The 12,555-nt window shown below is 69.3% G+C and carries 15 protein-coding genes, 1 tRNA gene and 1 pseudogene; 11 read left to right on the plus strand and 6 right to left on the minus strand.

What is annotated here, in order from left to right; all coding sequences use genetic code 11:
- The 3 genes from ACJ73U_RS23155 to ACJ73U_RS23165 all read right to left on the minus strand — a co-directional run.
- Positions 1 to 1,187: trehalose-6-phosphate synthase (locus ACJ73U_RS23155; protein WP_407779785.1), on the minus strand; the 1,187-nt coding region annotated here is incomplete at its 3' end.
- 95 nt (positions 1,188 to 1,282) lie between these two features.
- A complete protein-coding gene (locus ACJ73U_RS23160; RefSeq protein WP_407779786.1) occupies positions 1,283 to 1,651 on the minus strand; it encodes a hypothetical protein in 369 nt (122 codons plus the stop codon).
- Positions 1,652 to 1,737: 86 nt separating this feature from the next.
- Positions 1,738 to 2,151, minus strand: a complete 414-nt coding sequence (locus ACJ73U_RS23165) for an OsmC family protein (protein ID WP_407779787.1) — start codon at positions 2,149 to 2,151, stop codon at positions 1,738 to 1,740.
- A gap of 115 nt (positions 2,152 to 2,266) precedes the next feature.
- Here ACJ73U_RS23165 and ACJ73U_RS23170 point away from each other — a divergent pair.
- From ACJ73U_RS23170 to ACJ73U_RS23200, 7 genes are all read left to right on the plus strand, one after another.
- A tRNA-Thr gene (locus ACJ73U_RS23170) sits at positions 2,267 to 2,339 on the plus strand.
- 147 nt (positions 2,340 to 2,486) lie between these two features.
- Positions 2,487 to 2,870, plus strand: coding sequence for a peptidoglycan-binding protein (locus ACJ73U_RS23175; protein ID WP_407779788.1), 384 nt, complete (start codon positions 2,487 to 2,489; stop codon positions 2,868 to 2,870).
- A gap of 113 nt (positions 2,871 to 2,983) precedes the next feature.
- Positions 2,984 to 3,349, plus strand: coding sequence for a YciI family protein (locus tag ACJ73U_RS23180; RefSeq protein ID WP_407779789.1), 366 nt, complete (start codon positions 2,984 to 2,986; stop codon positions 3,347 to 3,349).
- Positions 3,346 to 4,533, plus strand: coding sequence for an RNA polymerase sigma factor (locus ACJ73U_RS23185; RefSeq protein ID WP_407779790.1), 1,188 nt, complete (start codon positions 3,346 to 3,348; stop codon positions 4,531 to 4,533). The genes ACJ73U_RS23180 and ACJ73U_RS23185 overlap by 4 nt, the downstream gene beginning before the upstream one ends.
- 238 nt (positions 4,534 to 4,771) lie before the next feature.
- Positions 4,772 to 6,040 carry a cytochrome P450 gene (locus ACJ73U_RS23190; protein WP_407779791.1) on the plus strand — a complete coding sequence of 423 codons (1,269 nt, stop codon included), beginning with the start codon at positions 4,772 to 4,774 and terminating at the stop codon, positions 6,038 to 6,040.
- A 101-nt stretch (positions 6,041 to 6,141) separates the two neighbouring features.
- Positions 6,142 to 6,633 (plus strand): metallophosphoesterase family protein, encoded by a 492-nt coding sequence (locus tag ACJ73U_RS23195; RefSeq protein ID WP_407779792.1) that lies wholly within the window; start codon positions 6,142 to 6,144, stop codon positions 6,631 to 6,633.
- Between the two features lie 244 nt (positions 6,634 to 6,877).
- Positions 6,878 to 8,041 carry an AMP-binding protein gene (locus tag ACJ73U_RS23200; protein ID WP_407779793.1) on the plus strand — a complete coding sequence of 388 codons (1,164 nt, stop codon included), beginning with the start codon at positions 6,878 to 6,880 and terminating at the stop codon, positions 8,039 to 8,041.
- On the opposite strand, the gene ACJ73U_RS23205 is transcribed toward ACJ73U_RS23200, so the two are convergent.
- Complete coding sequence (locus ACJ73U_RS23205; protein ID WP_407779794.1) at positions 8,038 to 8,421, minus strand: SSI family serine proteinase inhibitor; 384 nt, start codon at positions 8,419 to 8,421, stop codon at positions 8,038 to 8,040. The two genes, ACJ73U_RS23200 and ACJ73U_RS23205, sit on opposite strands and share 4 nt — an antisense overlap.
- Before the next feature lie 89 nt (positions 8,422 to 8,510).
- Between ACJ73U_RS23205 and ACJ73U_RS23210 the strand changes: the two genes are divergently transcribed.
- Positions 8,511 to 8,999: an N-acetyltransferase family protein gene (locus ACJ73U_RS23210; protein ID WP_407779795.1), complete on the plus strand. Its 489-nt coding sequence runs from the start codon at positions 8,511 to 8,513 to the stop codon at positions 8,997 to 8,999.
- A 10-nt stretch (positions 9,000 to 9,009) separates the two neighbouring features.
- Entirely contained in the window at positions 9,010 to 9,447 is a 438-nt protein-coding gene (locus ACJ73U_RS23215) for an RpiB/LacA/LacB family sugar-phosphate isomerase (protein WP_407779796.1), read from the plus strand.
- Between the two features lie 112 nt (positions 9,448 to 9,559).
- Here the strand turns inward: ACJ73U_RS23215 and ACJ73U_RS23220 are convergent, their stop codons facing one another.
- Together ACJ73U_RS23220 and ACJ73U_RS23225 are read right to left on the minus strand one after the other, a co-directional pair.
- On the minus strand, positions 9,560 to 10,012 hold the full coding sequence (locus tag ACJ73U_RS23220) for a hypothetical protein (RefSeq protein WP_407779797.1): 453 nt from the start codon (positions 10,010 to 10,012) through the stop codon (positions 9,560 to 9,562).
- A 383-nt stretch (positions 10,013 to 10,395) separates the two neighbouring features.
- Positions 10,396 to 11,382: an aldo/keto reductase gene (locus ACJ73U_RS23225; RefSeq protein WP_407779798.1), complete on the minus strand. Its 987-nt coding sequence runs from the start codon at positions 11,380 to 11,382 to the stop codon at positions 10,396 to 10,398.
- A 34-nt stretch (positions 11,383 to 11,416) separates the two neighbouring features.
- On the opposite strand from ACJ73U_RS23225, the gene ACJ73U_RS23230 reads away from it, so the two are divergent.
- Both ACJ73U_RS23230 and ACJ73U_RS23235 read left to right on the plus strand, forming a co-directional pair.
- Positions 11,417 to 12,172: a 2-keto-4-pentenoate hydratase gene (locus ACJ73U_RS23230; protein ID WP_407779799.1), complete on the plus strand. Its 756-nt coding sequence runs from the start codon at positions 11,417 to 11,419 to the stop codon at positions 12,170 to 12,172.
- Positions 12,169 to 12,555, plus strand: a pseudogene (locus ACJ73U_RS23235) (hypothetical protein); the annotation flags it as partial. The gene ACJ73U_RS23230 and the pseudogene ACJ73U_RS23235, both read left to right, overlap by 4 nt.

Here is a 12,555-nt window from a genome sequence, read left to right on the forward strand (position 1 = left end):
ACGTACTCCTTGGCCACCAGGTTCATACCGTCTCGTAGAGGAGTAACCATCATCACATCAGCCGCGCAGTACATCGCGACCAACTCGCTGCGACTGTACGACTGATGAAGGTAATGCACCGCCGGCACACCAACACGTCCGTACTCCCCGTTGATCCGGCCCACCTCGCGCTCGACCTTCACACGAAGTGCCTGGTAGTGCTCGACCCGCTCGCGGCTGGGCGTGGCCAGCTGCACCATCACGACCTCGGTCGGGTCGATCCGGTCCTCGTTGAGCAGCTCCTGCAGCGCGTACAGGCGGACGTCGATGCCCTTGGTGTAGTCGAGCCGGTCCACGCCCAGGATGATCTTGCGCGGGTTGCCGAGGTCCGACCGGATCTGCCTGGCGCGCTGGATGACCTCGCGGCTGCGCGACATCGTGTCCAGCCCACTCGCGTCTATCGAGATCGGGAACGCGCCGACCCGCACGCTGCGGTCGCCGACCTGGACCACACCGGGCCTGGTCCGCACGCCGACCGCGCCGCGGCTGGGCTCCAGGCCGATGAGCCGGCGGACCAGCCACAGGTAGTTCTGCGCGCCGCCGGGCCGGTGGAAACCCACCAGGTCCGCGCCGAGCAGGCCCTGGATGATCTCGCGCCGCCACGGCAGCTGCATGAACAGCTCGGTCGGCGGGAACGGGATGTGCAGGAAGAAGCCGATGCGCAGGTCGGGCCGCTGCTCGCGGAGCATGGCCGGCACGAGCTGCAGCTGGTAGTCCTGGACCCACACGATGGCGTCGTCGGCCGCGATCTGCGCGACCGCGTCCGCGAAGCGCTTGTTCACCTTGACGTAGGAGTTCCACCACGCCCGCTCGAACACGGGCGGCGCCACCACGTCGTGGTACAGCGGCCACAGGGTGCCGTTGGAGAAGCCCTCGTAGTAGAGGCGCACCTCCTCCGCGGTCAGCTTCACCGGGTGCAGCCAGATGCCGTTCTCGGTGAACTTGTCCACGTCGACGTCCGCGACACCGGGCCAACCCACCCAGGCGCCGCTGTTCCGCTGGAGGAACGGCTCGAGCGCGCTGACCAGGCCACCGGGGCTGTGCTTCCACCGCTCCGTGCCGTCCGGCAGCCGTTCCAGGTCGACGGGCAGCCGGTTGGCCACGACGATGAATTCGGCCCCACCACTGTTGCTGATCTCGGTGCTCACGCCGAGCGCGCCTCCTCGTTACGAGTCGGCTTATGACATTAGTCAACAAATAGTGGTCATGGGGGATGAGAGGTGCGGGGTTGCACACGTTTAGGTTAGAAATACGGGTTGTAGATCCACTTGGTGTACCCGGCCGGGGCGTTCTCGTGACGGAAGACCACCCGCGCCGCCCAGAGCGGGCGAGCCGTCTCGATGTCCAGGTCGCCGACCGGCTCCTGTCGCGGAGTCCGTGCGATCACCTCTGATCTGGCCGTGTCGTAGCCCGTGCCGTTCTCGTTCGGGTGCTTGAACTCGAACCGCGCGACGGCGAGCGTGGCCTGCCGCGGGGCGAGGAGGTTCACGTAGACCGGGTTGAGCCCGAACTTGTCCCGCCACTCGCCGCTCCAGTACACGGTCAGCCCACCCGCCGACCTCGTGAGAGCGAACGAGGCCGCCAGTGGTTTGAGCACCCTCATGCGAGTCATGCGTCCCCAGCCGTGCTCGAGCTACCTTCCAGCAGCCAAGGCTAGGGACGGGTGGAGCACACCGGTACGAAGTTTGGCACGCAGTTTCACGCGATCGTGGTATTGACGTCCGTCCCCAACTCTACTGTGCGACTGACCGTGCACAGCCGGTCATGGGACAGCTTCACCGTCCTCGGCAGCAGGGTCCGCGCCTCGTCACCGGCCGGGCCCTCCGGGAACTGGACGTCGAAGGTGACCGACAGGTTCGTCATCCGGTTGCCGTCCTCCCTGTCCGAGACCTTGTCGCCGCTCACCGTGACCGTGAACTTCGACGGCTCGGCGCGCCGGCTCGTCACCGTGTCCGTGTCGATGGACGTGCAGGCGCCGATGGCCGCCAGCAACAGCTCGACCGGGGTGAAGTCGTCACCGCCGACGGGCAGCGTGCCGCCGCGCGCATTGGTCACCACATACCTGCCCGTCGACACGCGGTCGATCCGCACCGATCGCAAGGAGTCAGTCATGCCGCCAACCTAGCCGCGGCCGTGCCCTCCGGACCGCACCCGCCTGGCCCGTCGTGGCCAACTCGACGCTGCCCGAAGTGATCGTGCCCTAGGATGAGAGCGGCCCACGGGCCACGCCGGCATAGCTCAATTGGCAGAGCAGCTGTCTTGTAAACAGCAGGTTTGGGGTTCGAGTCCCCTTGCCGGCTCAACGCTGGGTACCCCCTGCTCGCGGAGAGCGCTCGCCGGGGCGTTTCGCGATATATTGGGTGGCCGAGCCCCCCAAACCCCCCACGGTGCGGGGGTCCTGAACCAGCGTTGTGGCGTTTGTTGCTCGCTCGCTTTGCTCGCTTGTCTTGCTCGCTTCGCTTCGCTCGTTCGGTTGGGTCTTGGGTGCTAGCGGGGTCGTCGGCTCGAAGACGTGGGAGGCGCTCGTCGGTACGAAGTTCAAGGGGGTCACCGGCAACAGCCTTGACCAGATCAAGGCATTCTCGTTGCAGCCGGGCGAGCGGAACCAGCAGAAGGTCATCGCGCTCGGCGACATGCTGATGCGAATTTACCCGTACAACAAATCCGGCGCTTTCTTCAATGTGAACGACCCCGTTTACGGCCCGCAGATGCAGAAGTTCGTCCGTGACTTCCAGAAGCGTGCCGGCATCAAGGCCAGCGGCGTCGTCGGCCCGAAGACCGTCGCCGCCATGAACGAGGTCGTCTCGGTGTTCGGCCAGTGGGGCTGCTGAGCGACGTGGGTCACATCGCCTAGGTTCCTCGTGGCAGATGTCGAGACCCGTCGGGCGGCTCCGACTCACTGTCGAACCGCGCCCGACGGGCGCACGACACTAGGAGCGACACCGTGAAGTACCTCCTGATCATGCAGGTCAACCCAGCCGTTCTCGAGGCCCTCACCGAGGAGGAGCACAAGCTGATCGGCGACGGCCACAGCGAGTTCATGAGGGTCACGCAGGAGTCGGGGGAGTTCATCCTCACCCAGGCGCTCGCGGACCCGAGCAACACGAAGGTCGTCCACGGCGGCACCACCCCCGCGGTCACCGACGGGCCCTTTCTCGAGGCCAAGGAGTTCATGGGCGGCTTCTACCTGCTGGACTGCGAGAGCGAGGAGCGCGTGGTCGAGCTCGCCAAGCTCATCCCGGACACCAGGTTCAAGGGGCTCGCGATCGAGATCCGGCCGGTGATGTTCTCGGCGGGCGCCGATCTGTGAGTGACAGGGAGATCGAGGACCTGCTGCGCCGCCTGGCGCCGCGGGTCCTCGGTACGCTCGTCCGCCGGCACGGGCAGTTCGACGCCTGCGAGGACGCCGTGCAGGAGGCGTTGCTCGCGGCGTCGGTCCAGTGGCCGGCGGAGGGCGTGCCGAAGGAGCCGGCGGGCTGGCTGGTCACGGTCGCGGGCCGGCGGCTCACCGACCAGTGGCGCAGCGAGTCCGCCCGCCGCCAGCGCGAGCTGACCGTGTCCGTCGAGCCGGCGCCGGACGAGGACCTGACCAGGCACGTCGACGACACGCTGAAGCTGCTGTTCCTGTGCTGCCACCCCGAGCTGTCCGCCCCCTCGCAGGTGGCGCTGACGCTGCGCGCGGTGGGCGGCCTGACCACGGCGGAGATCGCGAGCGCGTTCCTGGTCCCCGAGTCGACCATGGCCCAGCGCATCAGCCGCGCGAAGCAGAAGATCAAGGGCCTCGGCTTCCCCGACAGCCCGGAGCGGCTGCCGACGGTCCTGCACGTGCTGTACCTGATCTTCAACGAGGGCTACAACGCCTCCTCCGGCGCCGACCTGCAACGCGTCGAGCTGACCGAGGAAGCAATACGACTGACCCGCGAAGTGCACACGCTCGTCCCGGAGGACGGCGAGGTCGCGGGCCTGCTGGCGTTGATGCTGCTCACGGACGCCCGCCGGGCCACCCGCACGGCCCCCGACGGCGCCCTGGTGCCGCTGGCCGAGCAGGACCGCTCCCGGTGGGACCGCGCCCGCATCGAGGAGGGCGTGGCGTTGATCACCCGGACGCTGGCGGAGTCGCCGCCTGGCCCGTACCAGCTGCAGGCCGCGATAGCCGCCATCCACGACGAGGCCCCGAGCACCGAGGAGACGGACTGGGCGCAGATCCTCATCCTGTACAAGATCATGGACCGGATGGCGCCGAACCCGATGGTGACCCTGAGCAGGGCGATCGCGACCGCCATGGTGCGGGGCCCGCGGGCAGGGCTGGACCTGCTGGCGGAACTGGACGTGGACAAGCGCGTGGCGAGCCACTACCGCCTGGACGCGGTCCGCGCCCACCTGCTCGACCTGGCCGGCGAGCACGAGCAGGCCCGCGTGCACTACCGAAGAGCGGCGAAACGGACCTTCAGCCTGCCGGAACGCGAGTACCTGATGCGGAAGGCCTCAGGGTAGGAGCCGAGGCACACCTCAGGGAAAGACCGGGGTACACCACAGTGCGCACCGCGCCCGACCGCGCCTACCGTCGGTCCCATGAACATCAACCGCTCCTCCGGCCGGCCCACCCGCCGGCCCCGCGGCACGCCGACGCGAAACACAAGGTGACGTTCCGTTTATCACTCGGGCCGTACCGATCCGCCCGCGACCAGGGCGGCTAGTCTCGCGATCGCAGTCAAGTAAGGGGGGTTCGGTCATGATGAGCCTGCGTTCGAGGTTCATGACCTGGGCAACGCGCTGGTACCTGGCGCGTGCGTCCAAAAAGGGCTTCGACCTGTCGAAGATGGCACTGCTGCCGGACAGTGCGCTGCTGCCGCTCAAGCGCGACGGTCTGGACCCGGTCCCGGCGCTCGGCGAGTTCCGCGACCGCGAACCGGTGACCAAGCTGCCCATCCCGTTCGGGGTGAACGTGTGGCTCGTCACCGGGTACGAGGAGGCCAAGACGGTCCTCGCCGACGCGAAGCGCTACAGCAACGACTTCGCGAACCTGGTCGGCCAGCACGGCGCGTCGGAGAGCCACAGCCCGGGCGGCCTCGGCTTCGCGGACCCGCCGGACCACACCAGGCTGCGCAAGATCCTGACGCCGGAGTTCACCATGCGTCGCCTGTCGCGCCTGACCCCCGGCATCAAGGCCATCATCGACAAGCAGCTGGACGAGATGGCCGCGGTGGACGGCCCGGTCGACCTGGCCGAACACTTCGCGCTCCCGATCCCGAGCCTGGTGATCTGCGAGCTGCTGGGCGTCCCGTACCACGACCGCGACGAGTTCCAACGCCTGTCCATGGCGCGGTTCGACCTGTTCGGCGGCGCGACCGCGTCGCTCGGCGCGATCTCCGAGTCCCTCGCCTACCTGACCGAGGTGGTCAGGAAGCAACGCGTCGAACCGGGCGACGGCCTCCTCGGCATGATCATCAAGGACCACGGCGACCAGGTCAGCGACCTGGAGCTGGCGGGCCTGGCCGACGGCGTCCTGACCGGCGGCTTCGAGACCACCGCCAGCATGCTGGCGGTGGGCGCGCTGGTGCTCCTGCAGGACCGCGACACGTTCAAGCTGGTCCACGACGACGACACCGCCATCCACGGCTTCGTGGAGGAGGTGCTGCGCTACCTGACCGTGGTGCAGGTCGCGTTCCCGAGGTTCGCCCGCGAGGACACCGAGGTGGGCGGCATACAGATCAGCAAGGGCGACGTGGTGATCGTCTCCCTGTCCGGCGCCAACCGGGACCCGGCCCTGGGCGAGGGCATGGAGAAGGTCGACCCCCACCGCGCCCCGACAACTCACCTGGCGTTCGGCTACGGCGTACACCGCTGCATCGGCGCCGAGCTGGCCCGCATGGAACTACGGGCGGCCTACCCCGCGCTGCTGCGCCGCTTCCCGAACATGCGCCTGGCCACGGACGACCTCACGTTCCGAAAGGTGTCGATCGTCTACGGCCTGGACGCGTTACCCGTGCTGCTCACCTAGCCACCGTCCCCGCGAGGTGTCGCGCGGCGTGGGCTGGGGTAATGCCGAACTCACCCCGCGAGACCGGCGGACACCCACCCCACGCACGAGGAGGGCGGAGTTTGAGGGTAGTAGTGCTGTCCGACACCCACGCCCCGAGGCACTGGAAGTCCTGCCCACCCAGGGTGGCCGAACACCTGGCCAAGGCGGACGTGATCCTCCACGCCGGCGACGTGTGCGTGCCCAGCGTCCTGGACGAACTGGCCGAGTTCGCCCCGGTCCACGTCGTGGCCGGCAACAACGACGGCCCGGAGGTGTCGGCCTGGGGCGCTCCCGAAACCCTGGAGCTGACCCTGGCAGGCCTGAAGATCGCCATGATCCACGACAGCGGCCAGAAGGACGGCCGCCTGGCACGGATGCACAGACGCTTCCCCAACGCCGACCTGGTCGTCTACGGCCACTCCCACATCCCGATGGACATCGAGGGCCCGGACCTCCGCATCTTCAACCCGGGCTCACCCACAGACCGCCGCCGCCAACCCCACGGCACCATCGGCGAACTGGACATAGAAGACGGCCGACTCCTGGACGCCCGAATAATCCCGGTCACCTAGTTGCGGCCCGACGCTCCAGCCCAGCCACCCGTGATCCGGCACCGGTGCGGCCGCGACCCGGTCTCGGCAAGGCGATCCGAATGGCCTGTCGCGTCGCGCATACCCGGCGCCCCTACGCGGGTCTGCCCCTTCGCCACCTCGCACCGTGATCCACCCCACCCACAACCGCCCTTGATCACCTCTTGAGTCCCCCTCAAGCGACACGCGATGTCCTGTTCGAGCGGAACTCGACCGAGGAGAGGGCATGACTGGCACAACGACCTTCGTCGACCTGGTTGGGCTGCGGGCGGGCGTCGGCGCCCGCGCCAGGGCCATCGCCGTGGCGCTCATGCGGCGTGGGCTCACCGGGCAGCGTGTGCTCGTGCTGCTCCCGCCCGGCGCCGAGTACGTCGCCACCCTGCTCGGCTGCCTCCACGCCGGCGTCGTCGCCGTCCCCGCGTCGCCCGACGGCGACCGGCGGCTTGACGAGATCGTCGACGACGCCCAGCCGGCTGCGGCCATCGGCCTCCCGGTCACGGGCGTGCGCAACCTCGGCCACCTCGACGGCGACCCGCGGGACTGGCGTCGCCCCGACGTCGGTCCCGACTCCCTGGCCCTCATCCAGTACCCACCCGGCCCGACACGCGGCGTGATGCTCTCCCACGCCAACCTCGTCGCCGCCGCGGCGCAGCTCGCGCGGCATGTCGGCATGCGCAGGTCCACCGGCGTCGTCAGCTACCTGCCGCCCCACAGCGACCTCGGCCTCGTCGGCGGCGTCCTCGCGCCCCTGCTCACCGGCGCCCGCGTCACCCTCCTGCCTCCCGACACGACCCCGGACGAGTGGCTGCGCACGGTCTCGCTACGCAAAGCGACGATCAGCTTCGCCCCCGACCTCGCCTACGCCTGGCAGTCGGTCCCGGCCGGGCTCAACCTGTCGCACTGGGACGTCGCGGTCACCGGTGCCGAGCCCGAGACCCTCGAACGCTTCGCGAACCTGGGGGCACGACAGGGTTTCCATGCCCGGGCGTTCTTCCCCGCCTACTGGACCCCCGAGGCGACGGCACTGGTCACGGGCCGGCGAGGGCTCGCCGTCGGCGGCTTCGACGCGGACAGCCTCGAGCCCGGTCGGGTCGTCAAGCCCGGCGACACGCGCCTGCTGGACCTCGGCGGGTCCACGCGGGACACGGACATCGCGATCGCCGACCCCCTCACCGCCACGCGGTGCCCGGACGGCACGACGGGCGAGGTGTGGGTGGCTGGCCCAAGTGTGGCGGTCGGTTACCTGGGCCGGCCTGGGGCGAGTGAACGGACGTTCTGTGCGCGGCTACGCGGCTCGACTGACAACTACCTGCGCACCGGCCGGTTCGGCTTCGTGCGCGACGGCGGATTGCACCTCGCCGAGCCGCGGAACGTCCTGCTCACCCGTTAGAACAGGAAGACGGCGCCGGTAGCGGTGTGTAGCGTGCAGCCGTTACCGAACTCGTGCGTCCACTCGATCGGACTGCCGAGCCACGTACCCTCGGCGATCGCGGTCACCGGTAGGTACTCCATGGTGCACATCATCTGCGGCTCCTCACCGCGCAGCGCCGAGAAGTCCCCTTGTGCCGCACGGATCTGGGCACACGCGCTGCTGGCGTTCGGATGCGTGCCCTCCGGCGGGTCGCAGGTGAGGAAGACGCTCTCGGCACCGCCGTTGTCGTCGACGAGGGTGAGCACGAGCGAGGTGTCCGGCGAAGCGCTGGCGACGCCGGTGAACGCGAACGGCAAGGCAACGGCCAGCAACGCGCCACTGAGCCGGGTGAAGTTCATGCCTCCACAGTGGACCTCAGAACGCGTGAGGAAGAGGGCAACTGGCCGGTAACGCCCGATCGTGTCCGACCCGACTACGCTCCGCAGATATGGAGATCAGGGACGCCGTACCTGAGGACTGGTCACAGATCTGGCCGTTCCTCCGGGACATCGTGCGCGCGGGGGAGACGTACACGTGGCCGCGGGACGAGACGGAGGAGGACGCCCGCGGGAGCTGGATGGCGACCGCCCTGCCGCACCGCACCCTCGTCGCGGTCGAGGGCGACACGGTTCTCGGCACCGCGAAGATGGGCCCGAACCACCGCGGCCCGGCCGCGCACATCGCCAACGCGAGCTTCATGGTGTCCCCACAGCACGGCGGCAGGGGCGTCGGCCGCGCACTGGGGGAGTACGTCCTCGACCAGGCCCGCGCCGACGGCTTCCGCGCGATGCAGTTCAACGCGGTCGTCGAGACGAACACGGGGGCGGTGAAGCTGTGGCGGTCACTGGGCTTCGAGATCATCGCGACCCTGCCCGAGGGCTACCTGCACGCGACGAAGGGGTACGTGGGGCTGCACATCATGTTCCGCCGCCTCTAGCCTCGAAGCCATGAGAATCGCTGTCGCCGCGGACGAACTGGTCGGAGTGGCCGAGACGGTCGTCGAGGAACTACGCAAACGCGGCCACGACCCGGTCGTCCACGGCGCCCTGAACCCGGACGACCGCGCCGACTGGGCCTGGGCGAGCGAGAAGGCGGCCCGCGCGGTCGCCGACGGCCAGGCCGACCAGGCCGTCGTCTGCTGCTGGACGGGCACGGGCGCGTCCATCGCCGCGAACAAGGTCCCAGGCGTACGCGCGGCACTGTGCACAGACGCCGAAACCGCCCGCGGCGCCCGCCGCTGGAACGACGCGAACGTGCTGGCCCTGTCCCTACGCCTGACGAGCACCCCACTTCTGACGGAGATCCTGGACGGCTGGTTCGCCAGCATCCCCAGCGACGACCCGGCCGACCAGGCGAACATCACCCACGTCAACGAGATCGCCTGACCCGCGTCGGGACCACCGCTTCGGGCGGGCCAGTGATCGTGCGGTCACCGGGGAGCAAGGGCAGGGAGAACGCTCTGCTGCCCGCATCCGCTCTGCTCTCGCCGCTACCGGATCAGCGCAGCTGTTCGGCTATCTGCGCCAAGCCCTCCTTGATCATCCGTCCGTACCCGTCATCGCCGAGCGCGCCGATCGTGGCCTGCGCCTGCCGGAGGTGCTCACGCGCACGGTCCAGCTCGCCCAGCTTGCGATAACACTCGCTCAGGTTCAGGTGCAACGACGGGTACAAACCGGCCACCGGAAGTGTGACCCCGGCCTCCGCCACCCGCGCGTCGGTCAGTAGGGCGGCGGCCGTCAGCGCCCGCTGATCCCAGACCAGCTCCTGCCGCACGTCGTCCTGCACGTCCGCGATCGCGTGCGCGAGCGTGCAAACGTGCAAAGGATCCCCTTGCTCGCCGCCGATCTCGTCCCAGATCTCCGCGAACAGGACACGAGCGGCCTCCCGCTCGCCCTGGTGGCTGAGCTGCACCGCCTCACCGATCCGGACGAGCGTGGGTTCCGTGATCATCGACGGCTCCTTCCCAACCGATCCCGCGGCATTCCTCGGCCGCGACAGTGCGCCCGTGACAGGACGACAGCACCCGAACGAGTACCTGAGCGGCCTCCGGCCCCCCGGAATCCAGCCTACGGCAGGAGACCGAAGATCCCGGCTGTGGTGAGTCGCGGCTGTGGACAACCGCCGGCGTTGTCCACAGGCCACACCGCGCCACTCCGGGACCGTCGGTGGTTCCGTTAACCGGCAGCCCGACAGTCCCGTCGCCTTGAGCGGCAATCCCGCAATTTCACCCGGCCAACCCGAGCGAATGGGACTCTCGTGCCCCAGGGGTCCCCCGGTTTCAACGCTACCGGACAGCACCGACAGTCTCGGGTGCCGTGCGGTGCGGCTGTGGACTATCCCCGCCGCTTCGGGAGTACCTCGTGCGGGCGGTACGGCGCCTCCAACCGCGCCACCTCCTCCGCCGACAGGGTCAGTTCCGTCGCGGCCACCGCGTCCTCGATGTGGCCGATCTTCGTGGCGCCCACGATCGGTGCGGTTACCGCTGGTCTTCCCATCAGCCACGCGAGTGACACCCGCGCCGGTGGCGTCCCTCGCTCGGCGGCTACCGCGCGAACCGCGTCCACGACGTCGAAGTCCTCGGCCTCGTACAGCTCGTCGGCCAGTGCGTCGTTGCCGCCCCGGGTTGTTTCGCGGGCGCCGTCGCGGTGGCGGGTGCCGGCCAGCATGCCGCGGGCCAGTGGGCTCCACGGGATCAGGCCCATGCCCTGGTCGAGGCACAGCGGGACCATCTCCCGCTCCTCCTCCCGGTACAGCAGGTTGTAGTAGTTCTGCATCGACACGAACTTCGTGAAGCCGCCGATCCGCGCGGTGTACTGCACCTTCGACAGCTGCCACGCCGGCATCGTCGACACCCCGAGGTAGCGCACCTTGCCCGCGCGCACCAGATCATCAAACACCGCAAGGGTTTCCTCGATCGGCGTCTCGTCGTCCCAGCGGTGCGTCTGGTACAGGTCGACGTAGTCCGTGCCCAGCCTGCGCAGTGAGCCGTCGATGGCGGCCAGCACGTGCTTGCGCGACAGGCCCCGGTCGTTGGGGCCCTCACCCGTCGGGAAGTAGACCTTCGTGGCGAGCACGTAGTCGTCGCGGTGGGTGAACAGCCGGGACAGCAGCCGACCGGTGATCTGCTCGGTCAGCCCGTTCGAGTACATGTCCGCGGTGTCGAAGAAGTTGACGCCCAGCTCGACCGCGCGCCGCACGATCGGCTCGGCCTCCTCTTCGGACAGGAACCACGCCCGCCTGCTCTTGTCGCCGTAGCTCATCATGCCGAGGCAGACCGGCGACACCTTCAACCCGGACGAACCCAACCTGGTGTAGTCCACGTTTTGTGGTTATACAGGTGCAATGGATCCGCAGGTGACGGCCAGGGCACTGTACGAGGCGCGGCGCACCCGAGTCCCCATCCCACCGTTCGGCGCGGGACTCGGCGCCGAGGACGGCTATGCCATCCAGCAGGAGCTGGTGAAACTGCTGCTGGCGGACGGTGACCGGATCGTCGGGTACAAGGTCGGGCTCACGTCCAAGCCGATGCAGCGGCTGATCGGCATGGACTCGCCGGACTACGGCCCGGTGCTGGCGTCCACGGTGTATCCCTCGGGCGCCGAGGTGCCGGCGAGCCGCTTCATCCAGCCCAAGCTCGAGGCGGAGCTCGGGTTCGTCCTCGGCGAGCCGCTGCGTGGTCCCGGCGTGAGCCTGCTCGACGCGGCCCGCGCGGTGTCGGGCGTGGTCGCGGCGGTGGAGATCGTGGACTCCCGCATCGAGGACTGGCGGATCGGCCTGGCGGACACGGTCGCGGACCTGGCGTCGAACGGCGCGGTGGCGACGGCCGGCAAGCTCGTTTCGCTGTCCGATGTGGACGCTCGAATGGTGGGTATGGTGTTGACACGCAACGGCTCCGTCGTGGACACCGGTGCCGGCGCGGCCGCGCTCGGCGACCCCGTGCTGGTGGTCGCGTGGCTCGCGAACACACTCGGTGCCGTCGGTGTCACGCTCGAGCCGGGCCACCTGATCATGACCGGCGCTCTGCACGCGGCCGTCCCGATGGTGGCGGGCGACGTCTTCCGCGCGGAGTTCGACAACCTGGGAGCGGTAACTGTGCGAGTGGTCGAATGACCGCGGCGAGGGCGTCCTTCGGCCCGCTGCCCGCGGGCCCGGTGGCGGCGAGCATCGCGTTCGTGCTGGGTGCGGACGTGCGGATCGGCACGGTGTGGAACGTCCTGGCGGCGACGAAGGCCGTCTGCCCGGCACTGGTCGCGGGCGGCCGGCACGTGATCGGCAGTCCCGTTCCGGTGCCGCCGGTGGACCTGCGGCTCCTCGGCGTGGTGTTGGAGCACAACGGCGAGGTGGCCGCGACCGCGGCCGCCGCGGCGAGCCTTGGGCACCCGGCGGCCGCGGTCGCCGAACTGGCAGCCGCCTTGGCGGAAACGGACGACCCGCTACGCGCGGGCGACATCGTGGTGACCGGCCCACTGGCGTCCGTCGCCGAGGCCCGGGCC

This window comes from Actinophytocola sp. (genome assembly GCF_045807065.1).
GTDB lineage: Bacteria > Actinomycetota > Actinomycetes > Mycobacteriales > Pseudonocardiaceae > Actinophytocola.

What these genes read in the sequence shown, in the direction of transcription:
- ACJ73U_RS23205 (WP_407779794.1), bottom strand. Translation starts at nt 8,421, where the DNA reads ATGAACTTCACCCGGCTCAGTGGCGCGTTGCTGGCCGTTGCCTTGCCG.
- ACJ73U_RS23210 (WP_407779795.1), top strand. Translation starts at nt 8,511, where the DNA reads ATGGAGATCAGGGACGCCGTACCTGAGGACTGGTCACAGATCTGGCCG.
- ACJ73U_RS23160 (WP_407779786.1), bottom strand. Translation starts at nt 1,651, where the DNA reads ATGACTCGCATGAGGGTGCTCAAACCACTGGCGGCCTCGTTCGCTCTC.
- ACJ73U_RS23220 (WP_407779797.1), bottom strand. Translation starts at nt 10,012, where the DNA reads ATGATCACGGAACCCACGCTCGTCCGGATCGGTGAGGCGGTGCAGCTC.
- ACJ73U_RS23165 (WP_407779787.1), bottom strand. Translation starts at nt 2,151, where the DNA reads ATGACTGACTCCTTGCGATCGGTGCGGATCGACCGCGTGTCGACGGGC.
- ACJ73U_RS23190 (WP_407779791.1), top strand. Translation starts at nt 4,772, where the DNA reads ATGATGAGCCTGCGTTCGAGGTTCATGACCTGGGCAACGCGCTGGTAC.
- ACJ73U_RS23200 (WP_407779793.1), top strand. Translation starts at nt 6,878, where the DNA reads ATGACTGGCACAACGACCTTCGTCGACCTGGTTGGGCTGCGGGCGGGC.
- ACJ73U_RS23215 (WP_407779796.1), top strand. Translation starts at nt 9,010, where the DNA reads ATGAGAATCGCTGTCGCCGCGGACGAACTGGTCGGAGTGGCCGAGACG.